Here is a 17706-nt window from a genome sequence, read left to right as displayed (position 1 = left end):
CAAAAAAATGGCCACGAGGACCGATGACTTCATCATTTAAGGCAGGCACCGCCGGAATGTAAATGCGCGCTGCGTCCCGGCGCATTCCGCGGGTGAGGCCAAATCCTGCGGTGGCCGCGCGGCCTATCATGGAGGCACGGCGGCACGGTGCCCGCGCGCCGTGCGCCTGCACGATGAACACTGCCAGCCAACCTCCCCTGTTCCTGTGCGGCGACGTGATGACGGGTCGCGGCATCGACCAGATCCTGGCGCATCCCAGCCAGCCGCTGCTGCATGAATCGTATGTGCATTCCGCGCTCGACTACGTGCGCCTGGCGGAACGCAAGGCCGGCCCGATCGCGCGCCCCGCTGGGCCCGACTATCCGTGGGGCGACGCGCTGGCGGAACTGGCAAGCCGCGCCGCGCGGCCGCGCATCGTCAACCTGGAAACCGCCGTCACCACCAGCGACGATGCCTGGCCCGGCAAGGCCGTGCACTACCGCATGCATCCGCGCAACGTCGATTGCCTGCAGGCTGCCGGCATCGACTGCGCGGTCCTGGCCAACAACCATGTGATGGACTGGGGCCGCGCTGGCCTGGCCGATACGCTGGACACGCTTGATGGCGCGCACATCGCGCACGCCGGCGCCGGCCCCGACGAGGCCAGTGCCGCACGCGCCGCGGTGCTGCCGCGGCCCGGCGGTGGTCGCGTGGTGGTGCTTGCATTCGCCATGCCGAATGCCGGCACACCGGCGGCGTGGCGCGCCACCGCGGGGCACTCGGGGGTGAACCTGCTGGACGACTGGTCCGCGGCCTCGCAAGAACGCATTGCCGCGCAAGTCCATCAGCTGCGGTGCCCTGGCGATGTGATGGTGCTGTCGATCCACTGGGGCCCGAACTGGGGCTACCACATCGATCCCGCGCAGCGCGCCTTCGCCCGCGCGCTGGTCGAGCACGCCGGCGTCGACATCGTGCACGGCCATTCCTCGCATCACCCGCTCGGCATCGAGCTGCATGCCGGCAAGCCGATCCTGTACGGCTGCGGCGATTTCATCAACGATTACGAGGGCATTGGTGGATACGATAGCTACCGCCCGGACCTGGCGCTGATGGCATTCGTCAGCTTCGATGACGGCGGCAGCGCGGACCTGCGGCTGGTGCCCTTGCGGCGCAGCCACTTCCGGCTGGCGTATGCGCGCGAAGTCGACATGGCCTGGCTGCAAGCCATGTTCGAAGCACAGGGACGCGCGCCTGGCACACGCGTGGCGCGCAGCGGGCTGCACGAGTTGCGGCTGTGGGCGGCATAAGCGCAAGCCGTCCGTGCCACGCTCCCGGTACTTGCCGAATGGGCTGCAGGAAACAGAAAGGCCAGCGCGATGGCTGGCCTTCCCGTTCATTCAAAGTGCCACGTGTGTCGGTTCGGTGTAACGCTTCCACAGAGTGCTGATCCGCTTCTGCATTCATTGCCCAACACTAGCTCGATCGCCCATCCTGCGGCACCCCAGGACATACCTGCAGGATAGTACAAATCCCCGCGGATCAAAGCGGGATCGAAAAGGCGCGCGTTTCAGCCGACGGTGATGCGGTCGTCGAGCAGCCGGATCTGGCCGCCGGGCTTGTCTTCCATCACTTTGAGCACGCGGCTGCCCACCTGCAGCGTGACCCCGCCATGGATGCGCCGCGGGGCGTCGATGACGGCATCGGCGGCGGGCTGCATCTGCTGTCCCAGCTCGGTCAGGCGCGCCTCCAGCTCGAACAGGTCGCGCGACAGCTTGAACAGCGTCGCGCGCGCCTTTTCACGCAGGTCGCCGACGGCACGCTCGGGGTGCTTGGCAAAGAAGTCCACCAGCTGCCTGACCTTGTTCTGCTCCTCCAGCATGCGCCGGCGCTCGGCCTCGAGCGCGGCGCGCTGCGCGTCGGCATAGGGATTGAGGCCCACCTGGATGCTGGTGGCGGTGCCGGCCGGCGCGCCCAGCACCGCGGCGCGCACCGCCAGCAAGGCGCGGCTGCGGCCACCGCTGATGCTGCCCTGCACGCCGGTGCCGCCCACCACGATGCGCTGGCCCGCGGCGACGTCGCTCTGGCGGATGCCGCTGTCGACGGTGACTTCGGTGCCGGCCTCGACCACCGCGTTCTCGATGAAGCGCGCCTTCACCACGCCCTTGCAGCGCACGCTGGCGCGGCTGATGCCGCCTTCGGCATGAGCGCTTTCGGACTTGCCGATAATGCCACCCTTGACGACGACGTTGCCGCCGGCCTCGACGCTGGCGGCTTCGATGGTGCCTTCGACCACCACGTCGCCGGTGACATTGACCGACATGCCGGTGCGGATGTCGCCCGAGACGCGCAGCGTGCCGTCGAACGCCACGTTGCCGGAGTGCAGGTCCACCGATTCCACCTGCACCACGGGACTGACCGAGATGCCGTAGACGCCGACCACCGGGGATCCAGCGATCACCGCGCGCAGCAGTCCGGGGTCGTCCGGATCCGTCGCCGCGCCGGTCAGGCCCTCGGCAAACGGCGGGTCGTCGACCGCATCGGCGGCAATCGGCTTGCCGAACACGTCGACCCCGGCATGGCCCGGCACCGCTGCAATGCGCCGCATCAGCGGCGTGCCGGGGCTCACCAGCAGCAGGTTGCCCAGCTCGCGCAGGTCGACCTTGCCGGCATCGTCGTCGCTGTGCGCCGGCTTGCGTGGCTCCAGCAGGTTGATGAAGCGCGCCGGTTCGCCCTGCCGCGGCGCAATCCCTGCGGCGATGGTGCGCAATTCGCAGCCGCCTTCGGCCAGCGCGGCGTCCAGTGCGAGCGCCTGGATCGGCGCCACCACGCCGAGCTCCGCCGCGGCGCGGCGGATCTCCTCCGCGCTGACCGGCCGCCCCCCCTCTGGCGGCATCAGCGTCAGCCGCACGGCCAGGCCGTCGGCGCTGATGTCGAGTTCGAACGCGCCGTCGACCAGCGCGCCGATGGTGGCATCGATCTCATGCTCGGCCCGCTGGCATTGCGCCAGGAACTGCGCCACCGCACGCGCATCCAGCCGCGCGCCAGACCAGCCCAGTCCCTCCAGGCACTGCTGCAGCGTGGCTGGGTCCGGCGGCAGCCGGCCCGGCTGCGGCGTGTAGCGTGCGTGCACCTGTTCGCCTGGCTCGGCAAGCTCCAGGCGCAGTCCCGATTCATGCGTCATGCGTCCCCTGAATCGTCTGGCGGCGACGGCGGCTGCCGGCGCTCTGCTTGTTATCGATTCATCACCAACGGCAGGCGCGCCGGGAACTTTAGCGCACAACAGCCGCGCGGCGGGCACCGGGCGGGTTTTCGGTAAACTGTCGCCATTCGGGGCGCGCCGCGCTCCGCAGCCTGTGCAGTCCTCTCCATGTCAAATACCCACGAAATCCGCCCCGGCCAGTCCATCGAGCTGCTCAAGGAACTCCATATCCTGACGCGCGACGGCAAGATGAACCAGGACAGCCGGCGCAAGCTCAAGCAGGTCTACCACCTGTTCCAGTTCATCGAACCGCTGCTGCAGGAGGTCAAGGCAGCGCGCGGCCGCGTCACGCTGGTGGACCACGGCGCCGGCAAGTCATACCTGGGCTTCATCCTCTATGACCTGTTCTTCAAGGCACTGCAGGACGACTCGCATATCTACGGCATCGAGACTCGTGAAGAACTGGTGAAGACCTCGCAGGCGCTCGCGGCGCGGCTGGATTTTCCGGGGATGTCGTTCCTGAACCTGTCGGTGGCGGAATCGATCACCTCGCCGCAGCTGCCGCCCACCGTCGACGTGGTCACCGCGCTGCATGCGTGCAATACCGCCACCGACGACGCCATCCGCTTCGCGCTGGCCAAGCGCGCGCAGCACATCGTGCTGGTGCCCTGTTGCCAGGCCGAGGTGGCCAGCGTGCTGCGCAAGCACAAGGGCAAGCTGCTGGCGGGCAATCCGCTGACCGAGATCTGGCGCCACCCGCTGCATACGCGCGAGTTCGGCAGCCAGGTGACCAACGTGCTGCGTTGCCTGCAGCTGGAGGCGCACGGTTACCAGGTCAGCGTGACCGAGCTGGTGGGCTGGGAACACTCGATGAAGAACGAGCTGATCATCGCCCAGTACAAGGACCTGCCGCGCCGCCGCCCGGCCGAGCGGCTGGAAGAGGTGCTGGCCCGGCTGGGGCTGGAAGAAATGCGCGAGCGCTTCTTCACCGAGCCGGTCGCGGCGGCGTAACTACGCCTTCCCCGGCCTCGGACCCGGGTTCGTCCTCGCCCGACATCCAGCGTTGCCAGCCCTCGTGGCCGAGGCGGCGCATGACCGCCTGGTTGCGCTCGTAGATGTCCGCCGCGTCGGGAAACGCCGCCGTCGCGCGCGCAATCGAGTCCTCGCGCAGCAGATGCAGGATGGGGTACGGCGCGCGGTTGGTGTAGTTCTCGATATCGTCCGGCTCGGTCCCGGCAAACTGGTAGTGCGGATGGAAGCTGGCGAGCTGCAGCGTGCCTTCCAGCCCCAGGCTGGCGAGCAGGCGCTCGGCGAAGTACAGCAGGTCGTTGAAGTCGAGGAAATCCGCCACCGCGTGCGGCAGAATCAGCAGGGTGGTGTCGATCTGCGCCGGGTCGGCATTGGCCAGCAGGCGCAGTTCGCGCTCGAGGTCATCCATCACGTCGGGCGCCTCGGTGACGGCGCTGACGACGTAGCGCACCTGCTCCTTTACGTACACGCTCTTGGCGAACGGGCACAGGTTGAGCCCGATCACCGCGCGTTCCAGCCAATGGCGGGTGGCGGCAATAACGGCATCGTCGGGCTGGCGGGCGGAGTGCGTGGCGGAAGACATGATGGCAAGGCGTGGCAAAGCGTCATTCTAGCGCTGCCGCAGGCTCTATAATCCGCGGCGGAAACACCCCACCCTCCCGAGCCCCGCCGATGCCCTCTCCCACCACACCCGCCCCTGCCCCAGCCACTCCAGACGTTGCCGTGATCGGCGGCGGCCCGGCCGGGTTGATGGCGGCCGAAGTGCTGGCCGCGCAGGGCGCCAGCGTGGCGGTCTATGACGCCATGCCGTCGGTCGGCCGCAAGTTCCTGATGGCGGGCAAGGGCGGCATGAACCTGACCCATGCCGAGCCGGAGCCGGCCTTCCTGGGCCGCTACGGCGCGCGCACTGGGCAGCTGGCGCCGATGCTGGCGGACTTCGGCGCGCAGGCTCTGCGCGACTGGGTCCATGGACTCGGCATCGAGACCTTCGTTGGCAGCTCCGGCCGCGTCTTCCCCACCGACATGAAGGCCGCGCCGATGCTGCGCGCGTGGCTGCACCGGCTGCGCGAGTCGGGCGTGCAGTTCCATATGCGCCATCGCTGGCTGGGTTGGGACGATGGCGACGGCGCCGGGCATGCGCTGCGCTTCGCCACGCCGCACGGCGACACGGTCGTGCACGCACGCGCCGTGGTGCTGGCGCTGGGCGGTGCCAGCTGGGCCAGGCTGGGTTCCGATGGCGCATGGGTGCCGCGCCTGGCCGAGCGCGGCGTCGAGATCGCGCCGCTGCGGCCGGCAAACTGCGGATTCGACGTGGCATGGAGCGAGGACTTCGCCGCGCGCTTTGCGGGCGCGCCGGTCAAGCCGGTGGCGATCGCGCTGAATGACCGTGACGGACACGCGCACTACCGCCAGGGCGAATTCGTGATCAGCCGCGACGGCATCGAAGGCAGCCTGGTCTACGCGCTTTCCGCACCGATCCGCGACCGCATCGAAGCCGATGGCGAGGCCACCATCCACCTCGACCTGCTGCCTTCGCACAGCGCCGAACAGGTCAGCGCGCAGGTCGAGCATCCGCGCGGCTCGCGTTCGCTGTCCAGCCACCTGCAGAGCCGCCTCGGCATCACCGGCGTCAAGGCCGGCCTGCTGCGCGAATGCCTGTCGCGCGACGCCATGCTCGATCCCGGCACGCTGGCCGTGTCGCTGAAGGCGCTGCCCCTGCGCGTGCTGCGCCCCCGCCCAATCGACGAGGTCATCAGCAGCGCCGGCGGCGTGCGCTTCGAAGCGATGGATGCCAGCCTGATGCTGCGCGCCCTGCCCGGCGTGTTCTGCGCGGGCGAGATGCTGGACTGGGAAGCGCCCACCGGCGGCTACCTGCTGACGGCCTGCTTCGCCAGTGGCCGCACCGCGGCGCTAGGGGCCGCGGCTTACCTGAAGCAGGCTTGACTGCAAAAGCCGGTAAGCGGACTGCAGTGTAGTCGTAACGCTCGCGCGATTGTTTGAACAGGCACCGGCATGGCGCCCGCCGCCCTCAGTCGAGCCGGTGTGCCGCCAGTTCCAGCCTTTCGTTGGTCCGCTCATAGCGCGACGTGAACTCTGCCGTGAACAACACCACGCGACTGAGTTCGGGCGCATACCAGACCACCGCCTTGTATGGGACCGGGCCGGCTCCGTTCGAGCCAAAGCCATAGAAGGGACGCTGCACATAACCGTCGTAGGTAATACGGATAGCGCGGTAGGCGCCGGCGGCCACGCGTACCGTGGATTCACCGGTGGCCACGCCATCGAGCTGGGTCTCGAAGCCGGTTCCGGCCTGACGATACGACACCCGCCAGCGGTTGCCGACCTTCACGTTGGCCGGCACCCATCCGCCCGGCGGCGCGGCCGAGTCAAACTCTCCGCCTGCCGGCGTGGCAATGCGATCGACGCGGCCATCCATCAGCTCGATCCGGCCACCCTGGTTAAAGATGACGCGATCGTTTTCGATACGGTCCACGCGATACCGCACCTCCTGGCGTGTGCCGGTCAGGGTGTCGGTCAGCTGGTAGCGCCATTCCTCCCCAACGCGCGGCGAGCCCGCGCTGGCGCCGGCCGACACGCCCGCCGCAGCGGGCGCTTGCGCCGCGGCGGATGCCGCAGTCATTGCAGTCGCAGGCGCCGGGGCAGAGGGCCGGTAGCCCGCCAGCGCTGCGGCGCCGCGCGCGCGGATCTCCGGAATCCACGATGCAGGCACTGCCGCCTGGCGCAGTTGAGCCCCCGCCGTGGCCGGCCCGGGCGCGCCAACCAGGATGCCGATCAGGCGTCCGGTCTCATCGAACAGGCCGCCGCCGGTCGCGCCGTCCTCGGGTGCGACGGATGCCTCGATACGGTCGAGCTTACCGTTGGTGGCAGCCTGCAGGCCCGCCACGGTTGCCTGGCGCAAACTCACCGCGGTGCCGGCGACCGAGGCCGCCAACACCTTCTGACCGAATCCGGGCGCTGCCCCGGACGCGATCTGCGCGGCTGGCGCGCTCAGGTTAGGTACCTTGAGCAGGCACAGCCCGCGCTCGACATCGGGCGCTTCCAGCGAGGCGCCGTAGCTGATGTTCTCGCGCCGCACCGCGATCGAGCGCGCGCCGGCCAGCACTTGGCATGCAGTCACTACCTGCCCCGGCGCAATCACCACGCCCAGGCCCGCGCCCAGCGGCGTTTCCTGCGGGCCGTACGGCAAAGATGCTCTGCGAAACAGTCGAGAGCGATGGCTCGGCCCCCACCGCGATGGCAGGCGTGGCAGCGATACAAAGCAGGCCGATGGCAGCAGGCAGATAACGTAGGCGCATGGATATGGCGGGGAAACGAAACAGCAATGAAGGCGACGGAGGACGACTGCCAGGGCACCCCTGGCACCACGAACCTCAGCGCGGCGGCAACAGGTGGCGCAGGTCGTCCATGGCCACCGGCTGCGCGCTGCGCGCGCCGGTCTGCGTGATGGCCAGCGGCGCCGCTGGCGCAGCCGATGCCTTGGTGTCAGCGCCAGACGGACTCTGCGGCGCGCCGGAACCAGTCACCGCCGTGGCGGGCTTTTCGGCATTGGCCGCGACCAACGTGGCCGGGGCCACGTCGCGCGAATTGATCACCACGGTCTCGCCCATCCCCACGCGGATCAGTTCCGGATAGTCATAGGCCGCACCGGACGAAACGTCCACCGCCACGCCGATCGCGCCGCCAAAAATGATATTGCCGAACGCCATCGCCTTGGTGGCCGATACCACCGTGGCCTGGCCGGTTTCCATGCCATCCTTGTCGCAGCGAACCATCAAGTCGCCGTAGGCCCGGCTGACCGTGGCGGTGCCGGGAGTGGTTACATGGAAGGTGCCTTTGCTGTTCACCATCTCGCATCGTGCGCCGGTGACAGGGCTTTGGGACTGGTGGGTTTCGACGGAGACTACCTGGGTCGTGCCGCCGACAATCGACGCACAACCGCTCGCCAGGCAAGTGCTGACGAGGACCAACGACAGAGATGACCGCATGTTCCCGTAAATTTTGTTTTTTGGGCGTCTTGTTCTTGTGCCTGACGTCTTGCAGGACGCAGGGCGCCGCTAATGTAGCGCGACGACTTCCATCGGGCTGCCCCTGCTTTGGTGGGGTAGCCGCCTCGCAATGCCGCTCGCAACGCGGCGGGACGTGAGCCCATCGCCGGTGGACACACCGCAGCCCACCGGTTGGTTATCGACGCAGCGTGACGCGCCTTTAGCCACCGACGCCGCCAGCGCCGCCAACGATGCTGAGCGCCACCGCCTCGGCCACTTCGATGCCATCGATCGCCGCGGAATAGATGCCGCCCGCATAGCCCGCGCCCTCGCCCGCCGGGTACAGGCCCTTGACGTTGACGCTCTGGTAGTCATCATTGTTGCGGCGGATGCGCAGCGGCGACGAGGTGCGTGTCTCGACCCCGGTCAGCACCGCATCGTGCAGCGCGAAGCCGGGCAGCTTCTTGTCGATCTCGGGAATGCCTTCGCGGATCGCCTCGATCACGTAGTCGGGCAGCGACGTGCTCAGGTCGGTCGGCGTCACGCCCGGCTTGTAGGAAGGCTCGACCGATCCCAGCGAGGTCGACGCGCGGCCGGCGATAAAGTCGCCGACCAGCTGGCCCGGCGCGTTGTAGTTGCGCCCGCCCAGCTCGAACGCGCGCTCTTCCCACTTGCGCTGGAACTCGATGCCGGCCAGCGGGCCGCCCGGGTAGTCTTCCGGCGTGATGCCGACCACGATGCCGGCATTGGCGTTGCGCTCGGCGCGCTTGTACTGGCTCATGCCGTTGGTCACCACGCGGCCCGGCTCCGACGCCGCGGCCACCACGGTGCCGCCCGGGCACATGCAGAAGCTGTACACCGAACGGCCATTGCTGCAGTGGTGCACCACCTTGTAGTCGGCCGCGCCCAGCAGCTTGTTGCCGGCGAACTTGCCGAAGCGGCTGCGGTTGATCAGCCCCTGCGGATGCTCGATGCGGAAGCCCAGCGAGAACGGCTTGGCCTCCATGAACACGCCGCGCTCGTGCAGCATCTGGAAGGTGTCGCGCGCGCTGTGGCCCACCGCCATGATGACGTGGTCGGCCACAAGATACTCGCCGTTGGACAGCTTCAGGCCGCGCACCCGGCCGCCGTCGATATCGATATCGTCGACGCGGGTCTCGAAGCGGATCTCTCCGCCCAGCTCGATGATTTCGGCGCGCATCTTCTCGACCATGCTGACCAGCCGGAAGGTGCCGATATGCGGGCGCGCCTTGAACAGGATGTCTTCCGGCGCGCCGGCGCGCACGAACTCGTGCAGCACCTTGCGGCCATAGTGCTTGGGGTCCTTGATCTGGCTGTACAGCTTGCCGTCCGAGAAAGTACCTGCACCGCCTTCGCCGAACTGCACGTTCGACTCGGGATTGAGCACGCTCTTGCGCCACAGGCCGAAGGTGTCCTTGGTGCGCTCGCGCACTTCCTTGCCGCGCTCCAGGATGATGGGGCGAAAGCCCGACTGCGCCAGGATCAGGCCGGCCAGCAGGCCGCACGGGCCCATGCCGATCACCACCGGGCGCGGATGCGGACCGCCCTGCGGCGCGCGCGCGACGAAGTGGTACGCCATGTCGGGCGTCACGCTCCAGTTCGGCTTGCCGGCCATGCGGCGGATGGCCGCGGCCTCGTCGCGCACCTCGATATCGATGATGTAGGTCAGCTTGATATCCGAGCGCTTGCGCGCATCGTGGGCACGGCGGAATACGGTATAGCCGATCAGGCCGTCTCCCTTGACGCCGATCTGCGCGGCACCGGCGCGCACGGCGGCGTCGAGGTCGCTTTCGGTATGGTCGAGCGGGAGTTTGACTTCACTTAGACGTAGCATGGGAACCTGGGAACTGCGGCCGGGGGGTTGGGCACACCAATGTGCCAGGCCGGCCGGAGCGCAATTTTATCGCCTTTGGCGCGCCGGGTCGGGAATCCGCAGCGGCACCGGCCGGGCAGCCGGACGCGGACGGTGCCAGGGCAGCGCCAGCCGCGCCCGCAACCGTGCCAGCCACCCCGGCGGCACCATCACCGACAACGCCCCGCCCCGGAGCGCCGACACCGTCAGCCAGCCGCGCGCGGGAACGATCCAGGTGTCGCCGGCGCGCAGGCGCCGTTGCGGCATGTGGCAGTGGCCGGCGAGCCATTGCATCGGCCCGGCCAGCGCCATCTCGCCGGCGGCGGCGTGCAGCACGGTGCCGGCCGCTACATGCAGCCGCAGGGCCTGGCCGGCCGGCAGTGGCATCACGGTAGAGGTGTCGTTGAGATCGCTTGGCATGGCAGGACTCCGGTAGCAGGCACAGGACTCCAGCCTATCGACCGCCTCGCGCGCGCGGCAGGCACAAGGCCACATCGCGGCGACCGGAACAGCAGCCAGGATTTTCGCCTGTTACGATACAGCGCCCCCGCCTCTGTATCTGTACCGATGCGGCCCGCCACGCCACCATGCCGCCATGGAAACCACCCCGCTCTATCGCCAGCTTGCAGGCCATTACCGCCGCGCCATCGACTCCGGCACGCTCGCCGCCGGCGACCGCATGCCGTCGGTGCGCGCGCTGATGGCGCTGCACGGCGTGAGCCTGTCGACGGCGCTGCAGGCCTGCCGGCAACTGGAAAGCGACGGCCTGCTCGAAGCGCGGCCGCGCTCGGGCTACTTCGTCGCCGCGCCGCGGCACGCAGCGCTGGCCGCGCTGTCCGAGCCCGCCGCCGCGCTGCCCGACCCGGCCCAGTACGTCGGCATCCACCAGCGCATTTCGGGCCTGCTCGCGCGCGGCCAGCACGAGCACGTGCACACCAACCTGGGCGGCGCCTACTGCGCGCCATCGCTGTACCCGACCGAGGCCCTGCGCAGTGCCGCGACGCGCGCGCTGCGCCGGCATCCGCAACTGTTCGGCGAGGGCGTCGAGCCCGATGGCTACCAGCCGCTGCGCGCCGCGATTGCGCGGCAGGCGCTGCACAACCGCGTGCAGCTGGCGCCGGAGCAGATCGTCATTACCAACGGCTGCACCGAGGCGCTGAACCTCGCCTTGCGCGCGGTGGCGGGTCCGGGCGATGTGATCGCGGTGGAGTCGCCCACCTACTACGGCCTGCTGCAGATCCTGGAAAGCCTGGGCATGCGCGCGCTGGAAATCCCGTGCAGCCCGCAGACCGGCATCTCGCTCGAGGCGCTGGAGCTGGCCGCGCAGCACTACGACAACATCCGCGCGGTGGCGGTGGTGCCGAACCTGCAGAACCCGCTCGGCTGCATCATGCCCGACGCGCACAAGGCGCGGCTAGTGCAATGGTGCGAGGCGCGCGGCATCGCGCTGATCGAGGACGACTGCTTTTCCGCCACCGCAGACAGCGACGCGCCGCCGGCGGCGGCCAAGGCCTGGGATGGCAGCGGCAACGTGATCCACTGCGCTTCGCTGCACAAGGTGCTGGCCCCCGGCATGCGGCTGGGCTGGATCGCCGCAGGCAAATGGCAGGCGCGTGTCGAGATGCTGAAGTTCGGACTGTCGCGGCCCAACGAGATGCTGTCGCAGATGGCCGCGGCGGATTTCCTGGCATCCGGCGCGCATGACCGTCACCTGCGCCGGCTGCGCACGCGGCTGCGCGCGCAGCGCGAATGGTTCGCGCAGGCCATCGCCACCAGCTTTCCCGCCGGCACGCGGCTGGGCGCGCCGCGCGGCGGCATGCACCTGTGGGTGGAGCTGCCCGCGCAGGTCTCGTCCGAGGCGGTGTTCGACCAGGCGCTGCAGGCCGGCATCCGCGTGATGCCGGGCGTGATGTTCTCCAACGCCGGGCGCTTCGACCACTGCCTGCGCATCAACTGCGGCGCCCCGCGCTCCGCGCAGATCGAGCGCGCGCTCGGCACGATCGCCGCAATCGTGCAGCGGCTGGCGGGCTGAGCGATGCGGAGATTGCCGCAGCGCCTCCCGCCGATTTGCAACAACCCTCCCTTTTTGCCAGCGCCTCGCCTATCCTAGTGCGCTGGTGTGCACGCGCCCGTCCGGCTGGTCCCCGGAACCCGATCGCATCGGTTGCCACGGCCGCCGCGCACCTCCACGACAAGAACAAGGAGAATGGCCTTGACCAGTACATCCGTGGCGCCGTCCGCCCAGGGTAGCGCCGACCCTGCCCGCACCCTTCCCGACGATTACCAGGCCCTGTTCCAGCTGGCGCCGGTGTCGCTGTGGCTGGAAGACTTCAGCGCGGTGCGCGAGTGCTTCGCGCAATGGCGGCAGCAGGGCATCACCGACGTGCGCCCGCACCTGCGTGCCGATCCGCGGCGGGTGGCGCAGTGTTCCGCGCTGATCCGCGTGATCGCGGTGAACCGGCGCACGCTGGAGCTGTTCCGCGCGGCCGACTTCGACGACCTGGTGGCCAACCTCGACACCGTGTTCCGCGACGACATGTTCGAGCAGCATGTCGAAGAACTCGGCCAGCTGTGGGACGGCGCCAACGGCTTTGCCAGCCAGACCGTTAACTACGCGCTGGACGGCACGCGGCTCGACATCCAGCTGGAGGCCACGGTGATGCCCGGCCACGAACAGACCTGGGAGCGCGTGCTGCTGTCGATCAAGGACATCACCCCGCGCCTGCGCACCGAGCGCGAGCTGCGCCGCAGCGAGCAGTATGCGCTGGGCCTGTTCGAGCATTCGCCGGTGTCGCTGTGGGTCGAGGACTTCAGCGCGGTCAAGGTGCTGATCGACGAGGTGCGCGCCGCCGGCATTACCGACTTCCGCACCTTCCTCAACGTCCATCCCGACTTTGTCTCGCGCTGCATGCAGGAAATCCGGGTGCTCGACGTCAACCAGCAGACCCTGCTGATGTTCGGCGCCGACAGCAAGGCGACGCTGCTGTCGCGGCTCGGCGACGTGTTCCGCGACGACATGCGCGCCCACTTCGCCGAGCAGCTGATCGACCTGTGGCATGGCCGGCTGTGGCAGCAGCGCGAGGTCATCAACTACGCGCTCGATGGCCGCGCCGTCGACGTGTTCATGCAGTGGTCGGTGTTTCCCGGGCGGGAGGCGGACTGGGACCAGGTGCTGGTGTCGCTGACCGATATCACGGCGCGCAAGAAGGCCGAGGCCTATGTCGAGTTCCTCGGCAAGCATGACGTGCTGACCAAGCTCTACAACCGCGCCTACTATGAGGACGAGCTGGCGCGGCTGGGCCGCAAGGGCCCGTGGCCGGTCAGCGTGGTGGCGGTGGACCTGAACGGGCTCAAGGTGGTCAACGACCAGTTCGGCCACGCCGACGGCGACAGCCTGCTGCGCCGCACCGGCGAGGTGCTGAAGAAGGCGGTGGGCGAGCAGGCCTGCGTGGCGCGCACCGGCGGCGACGAATTCATGGTGCTGCTGCCTGGACGCGACGAGCGCGGTGCGGCCACCGTGGTCGAGCAGATCGGCAAGGTGGTCGAACTGAACAACCAGTTCTACCCCGGCACGCGGCTCAGTTTCTCCATCGGCCACGCCACTTGCCAGCAAGGCGAGCGCCTGGGCGACATCGTCAAGCTGGCCGACAGCCGCATGTACCAGGCCAAGCGCGACCACTACGCCGCGCTCGCCAACGAACGCCGCCGCGACTGAAGGCGCGGCGCTTCAGGGCGTTGCTTCAGCCCGGCGTGCACTCGCCGCGCATCAGCGCCCATTCCTCGCACTGCTTGCCCGACGGAAAGGTGCAGAGGCCGGTCTGCCCCGCCGGCGTCGACACGATCTGCAGCTTGCCGCCGCGCTGCGCGCAGTTGACCGAGGCGGGGTTGGCCATGCCGATAGCGGCGCCGGTGCTGGCGGGGCGCTCGGCGGGCGTGGTAGTGCAGGCGGCCGCGGCAAGGCTAGCGGCCAGCCAAAGGGCGACGGGAAGAAAGCGCATCGGCATCTCCGGCAGGAAACAGGTCTGCAAAACGAAAGAGCCGGCTGGCGCCGGCTCTTTTGCTGCTTACAGGTAGACGATCAAACCCACGCCCAGCACGATCAGGCCGAACTTGGCCACGTAGTAGAGCTGGCGGTTCCAGGCCTTGAAGCGGCGGCGGTATTGGCCGCCCAGCCAGACAAAGCGGAACAGCTTGTTGATCATGCCGGTCTGGTCGTGCTCGTCGTTGGGCGAGCTGGCCGCGGTCATGACTTTGCGGCCCATCCAGTGGTTGAATTTCGCGGCCCAGCCGTAGCGCATCGGGCGCTCGATATCGCAGAACAGGATCAGCCGGTTGGCGTCGCTGCGGTTCTCGGCCCAGTGCAGGTAGGTCTCGTCGAACACCACGCCCTCGCCGTCGCGCCAGCTGTGGCGCTCGCCGTCGACTTCGATAAAGCAGCGGTCGTCGTTCGGCGTGGCCAGGCCCAGGTGATAGCGCAGCGAGCCGGCAAACGGGTCGCGGTGCGGATTGAGCTTGCCGCCCGGCGGCAGCTCGGCGAACATCGCCGCCTTGACCGTGGGCAGCTCGCGCAGCAGCGCCACGGTCTTGGGGCACAGCTGCTCGGCCGACGGATGCTGGGCCTCGTACCACTTCAGGTAGAAGCGCTTCCAGCCGTACTTGAAGAAGGAATTGAAGCCGGCGTCGTCGTTCTTGTCGGCGGCCTTGATCTTGCGCATCGCCGCCAGGGCCAGGCCTTCATCGCGGATCTCCGGCCAGGCGGCGCGCAGCTTTTCCAGGTCGGGGAAATTGTCGACCGGGATATACGGGGTGCGCGGCACGCCCGAGAACGCGTACATGAAGCAATTGATCGGCGCCACCAGGGCCGAATGGTCCAGCAGCTGGCGCCAGATGCGCAGGCGCACCTTGCCGCGGAAGTGCACATACAGGATGGCACCGAGGTAGCCCGCGACGATTATCCACTTGATCACCGAAATCCTCCTGGTCAGCCGCCTCCGCTGCATGGCGCGCCGCGGCCGGCTGGGCGAAAACCGGTATTTTAACGAAACCGCGGGGGCACCGCAGCTTGCGCCGGGTGCGGCACATGGCGGGGCCGGATGTCAGCGCCGGATAGCAGCGGATCAGGCGTCGCCGCGCGACTGGCGGGCGATGCGCTCGATCAGCGCGCGCGCATCGTCGGGCTGGCCCTGCAGCGTCAGCAGGCGCGCGTTCAGGACCAGGTTCTCCAGCACCAGCTTGGCGGTCGAGGCCCACATCGTGGCCAGCAGCGCCTCCACCGGCAGGCCGGATGCTTCCAGCTCGCTGGAGCGTTCGGCGATCAGGCGGCAGGCCAGCCGGCGCAGCGCGGCGTCATCGAACGGCAGGTCGGCGTAGTCGATCGGGTCTTCCTTTTCGACTTCCGTCATCAGTTGCAACAGGGTGTCTTCGGTCATGGGCAGACTCCTGGCGGGGGACGTCACTACACGCGGAAATCCGCGGCCATGTCGGCATCGGTGCGCGCTTCCAGCCGCCCCGAACGGCAGGCGGCGACAAACTGGTCGTAGTCGCGCTCGACCTGGTCGGCATAGCCATTGGCATAGCCTACCATCACGTCGGCCATGCGGTCGCTGCGGCCCAGGTAGCCGCTGACTTCTGCGGCCAGGCCGCCGGCCTTGGCGTGGGCCCGGGCCAGCACCCAGCCACACAGCGCGGCATAGCGGCCGAGCAGGTCGGCATCCATCAGTTCGATCTGTGCCGACAGCTTCATGTCGCGCAGCTGCCGCATATAGAAGTGCCGCCCGCGCGGGCCCCTGGTCCAGCCCAGGAACAGGTCGCTCGCCGCCTGCATCAGGCGCTGGCCCTCGACCACGCGGCGGCCCTCGTGCCCGCACGGCGCGCTCTTGTAGTAGCGCGCCACCACCGAGCGGGTCGCCTCCTTCACCTGCAGGAACAACGGCTTGTCATGCTGGTCCACCAGCAGCTGGATCAGGCAGCGGGTGCCGACGCTGCCCACCCCCACCACCTTGAAGGCCTGATCATGGCGGGTGAAGTGCCCGAGCAGCCGGCGCCGGTCCGGCGCCAGGGTCGACAGATATTCCTTGAACGCCTGCGCGATCGCCTGGTCCGGATCGGCCACGGTCATCCAGTCGTCGCCCGGCTCGAACAGGGTCTGCCTGCCGTGCACGTGGAATACGGCGGGCGGCGCATCGAGGATCTTCCAGCGCTCGCCGATGCGCTCGGCAAGCTTGGGCAGCAGCGATTCATGGGTGCGGTCGGCGGCGCGCTCCATGCCGCGCCGGATGCGCTTCTGCACCTCGGGCGAGGTTTCCTTCTGGATCAGCCGGTCGAACGTGATGCGGTCGTACCAGGTGTCGAGCATGCCCATCCCGGCGTAGTCGGCCATGCGCCGCTGATAGCTGCCCAACGCCGCGCGCACCGCGTCTTCCGCCACCCCTGGGCCATGCCGCAGGTGGCGCACCGCCACCACGAAGCTTGCGCACAGGCGCTTCAGATCCCACTCCCACGGGCCGGGGCTGGTTTCGTCGAAATCGTTGAGGTCGAACAGCAGCGCGCGCTCGGGCGTGGCAAAGCCGCCGAAGTTGGCTAGGTGGCAGTCGCCGCAGATCTGCATGGACAGGCCGGAATCGGGGGTGCCGGCAAGATCGTGCGCCTGCAGGATGGCGCTGCCGCGAAAGAAGGCGAACGGGGACTGGATCATGCGGCCGTAGCGCAGCGGCACCAGCCGGGGCACCCGGCCCTCGCTGCTGAGCTGCAGTAGCACGACCGGATCGCGGTCGACCTGGCCGATGGCCTCGTGCGCGCCGCGCGGCACCTGCTGGCGCAGCGCCTTGCCGCGCTCGCGCCGGGTTGCGACCGGCGTGGGATCGGCATCCGGTGCCGGCGCCGAGGAGCTTTCCTGACGTATCGCCACATTGCCTCCCATGCCGGCGCCGCCGGCCGTTGCCACATGTGCAGTCGCTGCAACCGAAGCTAATGCAGCGCGCGCCGGCTTGTCAATCGACAAGCCGGCGCGCAGCGGTCAGACAGGCAGGCGGGAGAGCGGCTTCAGAGCGCCGGCGGCTGGCGACGGAAGCCGACGCCGAAGCGGTTCCACGCGTTGATGGCCGAGATCAGCAGCGTCAGGTCGGCCATTTCCTTTTCCGAGAACTGCTCGCGCAGCGCCTGGTAGTCCGCATCCGGCGCCTGGCTTTGCGGCAGCAGCGTCAGCGCCTCGGTCCACGCCAGCGCGGCGCGCTCGCGCGGGGTGAACCAGCTCACTTCGCGCCAGGCCGGCAGCAGGCTCAGGCGGCGCTCGCTTTCGCCGTGCTTGCGCGCGTCGGTCACGTGCATGTCCAGGCAGAAGGCGCAGCCGTTGATCTGCGAGGCGCGGATCTTGACCAGTTCCTTCAGCGTGGTTTCCAGCGAGCAGCGCGCCAGGTAGACCTCGACGCCGATCATTGCCTTGTAGGCGTCGGGGGCCACGTCTTGCCAGTTCATCCGTTCTTCCATGATCGATCTCCTTGAGCGGGTTCAGCAGGTTGGATTCAGGTTCGATGCAGCGGGCGCTGTTCGGCGCCCGACGGGATGAAAGATAGACCCCCGCATTGGCTCCGTACACTGCCAATTTTTGGCAAAATCAGTAG

The 17706-nt window shown here is 68.6% G+C and carries 16 protein-coding genes; 5 read left to right on the top strand and 11 right to left on the bottom strand.

Annotated features, from left to right (window positions below; all coding sequences use genetic code 11):
- The first annotated feature begins 173 nt into the window (after positions 1–173).
- Positions 174–1286: a CapA family protein gene (locus tag ACEI37_RS15525; protein ID WP_373379647.1), complete on the top strand. Its 1113-nt coding sequence runs from the start codon at positions 174–176 to the stop codon at positions 1284–1286.
- Positions 1287–1546: 260 nt separating this feature from the next.
- Here the strand turns inward: ACEI37_RS15525 and ACEI37_RS15520 are convergent, their stop codons facing one another.
- A complete protein-coding gene (locus ACEI37_RS15520; RefSeq protein ID WP_373379646.1) occupies positions 1547–3160 on the bottom strand; it encodes a FapA family protein in 1614 nt (537 codons plus the stop codon).
- A gap of 186 nt (positions 3161–3346) precedes the next feature.
- Here ACEI37_RS15520 and ACEI37_RS15515 point away from each other — a divergent pair, with 186 nt between their 5' ends.
- A complete protein-coding gene (locus ACEI37_RS15515; protein ID WP_373379645.1) occupies positions 3347–4189 on the top strand; it encodes an SAM-dependent methyltransferase in 843 nt (280 codons plus the stop codon).
- Here ACEI37_RS15515 and ACEI37_RS15510 read toward each other — a convergent pair.
- Complete coding sequence (locus tag ACEI37_RS15510; protein ID WP_373379644.1) at positions 4164–4790, bottom strand: DUF1415 domain-containing protein; 627 nt, start codon at positions 4788–4790, stop codon at positions 4164–4166. The two genes, ACEI37_RS15515 and ACEI37_RS15510, sit on opposite strands and share 26 nt — an antisense overlap.
- An 89-nt stretch (positions 4791–4879) precedes the next feature.
- Here ACEI37_RS15510 and ACEI37_RS15505 point away from each other — a divergent pair, with 89 nt between their 5' ends.
- Complete coding sequence (locus ACEI37_RS15505; RefSeq protein WP_373379643.1) at positions 4880–6151, top strand: TIGR03862 family flavoprotein; 1272 nt, start codon at positions 4880–4882, stop codon at positions 6149–6151.
- An 85-nt stretch (positions 6152–6236) separates the two neighbouring features.
- On the opposite strand, the gene ACEI37_RS15500 is transcribed toward ACEI37_RS15505, so the two are convergent.
- The 4 genes from ACEI37_RS15500 to ACEI37_RS15485 form a co-directional block, all read right to left on the bottom strand.
- A complete protein-coding gene (locus ACEI37_RS15500) occupies positions 6237–7331 on the bottom strand; it encodes a serine protease (RefSeq protein WP_373379642.1) in 1095 nt (364 codons plus the stop codon).
- A 268-nt stretch (positions 7332–7599) separates the two neighbouring features.
- Positions 7600–8076 (bottom strand): hypothetical protein, encoded by a 477-nt coding sequence (locus ACEI37_RS15495; RefSeq protein WP_373379641.1) that lies wholly within the window; start codon positions 8074–8076, stop codon positions 7600–7602.
- A 358-nt stretch (positions 8077–8434) separates the two neighbouring features.
- Entirely contained in the window at positions 8435–10069 is a 1635-nt protein-coding gene (locus ACEI37_RS15490; protein ID WP_373379640.1) for an NAD(P)/FAD-dependent oxidoreductase, read from the bottom strand.
- 66 nt (positions 10070–10135) lie between these two features.
- Entirely contained in the window at positions 10136–10507 is a 372-nt protein-coding gene (locus ACEI37_RS15485; protein ID WP_373379639.1) for a hypothetical protein, read from the bottom strand.
- Positions 10508–10682: 175 nt separating this feature from the next.
- Here ACEI37_RS15485 and ACEI37_RS15480 point away from each other — a divergent pair, with 175 nt between their 5' ends.
- Together ACEI37_RS15480 and ACEI37_RS15475 are read left to right on the top strand one after the other, a co-directional pair.
- On the top strand, positions 10683–12119 hold the full coding sequence (locus ACEI37_RS15480) for a PLP-dependent aminotransferase family protein (protein WP_373379638.1): 1437 nt from the start codon (positions 10683–10685) through the stop codon (positions 12117–12119).
- 174 nt (positions 12120–12293) lie between these two features.
- On the top strand, positions 12294–13802 hold the full coding sequence (locus ACEI37_RS15475) for a diguanylate cyclase domain-containing protein (protein ID WP_373379637.1): 1509 nt from the start codon (positions 12294–12296) through the stop codon (positions 13800–13802).
- A 25-nt stretch (positions 13803–13827) separates the two neighbouring features.
- Here ACEI37_RS15475 and ACEI37_RS15470 read toward each other — a convergent pair whose 3' ends face one another.
- From ACEI37_RS15470 to ACEI37_RS15450, 5 genes are all read right to left on the bottom strand, one after another.
- On the bottom strand, positions 13828–14085 hold the full coding sequence (locus ACEI37_RS15470) for a DUF333 domain-containing protein (RefSeq protein WP_373379636.1): 258 nt from the start codon (positions 14083–14085) through the stop codon (positions 13828–13830).
- A gap of 66 nt (positions 14086–14151) precedes the next feature.
- The gene (gene lpxO / locus ACEI37_RS15465; protein WP_373379635.1) at positions 14152–15054 is read right to left on the bottom strand and encodes a lipid A hydroxylase LpxO; all 903 of its coding nucleotides are present in this window, start codon (positions 15052–15054) and stop codon (positions 14152–14154) included.
- A 150-nt stretch (positions 15055–15204) separates the two neighbouring features.
- A complete protein-coding gene (locus ACEI37_RS15460) occupies positions 15205–15516 on the bottom strand; it encodes a hypothetical protein (RefSeq protein WP_111519011.1) in 312 nt (103 codons plus the stop codon).
- Between the two features lie 26 nt (positions 15517–15542).
- On the bottom strand, positions 15543–16895 hold the full coding sequence (locus ACEI37_RS15455; protein ID WP_373380267.1) for a DUF2252 domain-containing protein: 1353 nt from the start codon (positions 16893–16895) through the stop codon (positions 15543–15545).
- A 233-nt stretch (positions 16896–17128) separates the two neighbouring features.
- Complete coding sequence (locus tag ACEI37_RS15450) at positions 17129–17572, bottom strand: carboxymuconolactone decarboxylase family protein (RefSeq protein WP_373379634.1); 444 nt, start codon at positions 17570–17572, stop codon at positions 17129–17131.
- Positions 17573–17706: the final 134 nt, after the last annotated feature.

It is taken from the genome of Cupriavidus nantongensis (assembly GCF_041726985.1).
Taxonomy (GTDB): domain Bacteria; phylum Pseudomonadota; class Gammaproteobacteria; order Burkholderiales; family Burkholderiaceae; genus Cupriavidus; species Cupriavidus nantongensis_A.
The sequence above is the reverse complement of the archived record's forward strand: the minus strand, read 5'-3'. Positions and strand labels throughout refer to the sequence as shown.

What these genes read in the sequence shown, in the direction of transcription:
- ACEI37_RS15515 (WP_373379645.1), top strand. Translation starts at nt 3,347, where the DNA reads ATGTCAAATACCCACGAAATCCGCCCCGGCCAGTCCATCGAGCTGCTC.
- ACEI37_RS15520 (WP_373379646.1), bottom strand. Translation starts at nt 3,160, where the DNA reads ATGACGCATGAATCGGGACTGCGCCTGGAGCTTGCCGAGCCAGGCGAA.
- ACEI37_RS15470 (WP_373379636.1), bottom strand. Translation starts at nt 14,085, where the DNA reads ATGCGCTTTCTTCCCGTCGCCCTTTGGCTGGCCGCTAGCCTTGCCGCG.
- ACEI37_RS15525 (WP_373379647.1), top strand. Translation starts at nt 174, where the DNA reads ATGAACACTGCCAGCCAACCTCCCCTGTTCCTGTGCGGCGACGTGATG.
- ACEI37_RS15505 (WP_373379643.1), top strand. Translation starts at nt 4,880, where the DNA reads ATGCCCTCTCCCACCACACCCGCCCCTGCCCCAGCCACTCCAGACGTT.
- ACEI37_RS15485 (WP_373379639.1), bottom strand. Translation starts at nt 10,507, where the DNA reads ATGCCAAGCGATCTCAACGACACCTCTACCGTGATGCCACTGCCGGCC.
- ACEI37_RS15450 (WP_373379634.1), bottom strand. Translation starts at nt 17,572, where the DNA reads ATGGAAGAACGGATGAACTGGCAAGACGTGGCCCCCGACGCCTACAAG.
- ACEI37_RS15510 (WP_373379644.1), bottom strand. Translation starts at nt 4,790, where the DNA reads ATGTCTTCCGCCACGCACTCCGCCCGCCAGCCCGACGATGCCGTTATT.
- ACEI37_RS15490 (WP_373379640.1), bottom strand. Translation starts at nt 10,069, where the DNA reads ATGCTACGTCTAAGTGAAGTCAAACTCCCGCTCGACCATACCGAAAGC.
- ACEI37_RS15460 (WP_111519011.1), bottom strand. Translation starts at nt 15,516, where the DNA reads ATGACCGAAGACACCCTGTTGCAACTGATGACGGAAGTCGAAAAGGAA.
- ACEI37_RS15475 (WP_373379637.1), top strand. Translation starts at nt 12,294, where the DNA reads ATGGCCTTGACCAGTACATCCGTGGCGCCGTCCGCCCAGGGTAGCGCC.
- ACEI37_RS15480 (WP_373379638.1), top strand. Translation starts at nt 10,683, where the DNA reads ATGGAAACCACCCCGCTCTATCGCCAGCTTGCAGGCCATTACCGCCGC.
- ACEI37_RS15495 (WP_373379641.1), bottom strand. Translation starts at nt 8,076, where the DNA reads ATGGTGAACAGCAAAGGCACCTTCCATGTAACCACTCCCGGCACCGCC.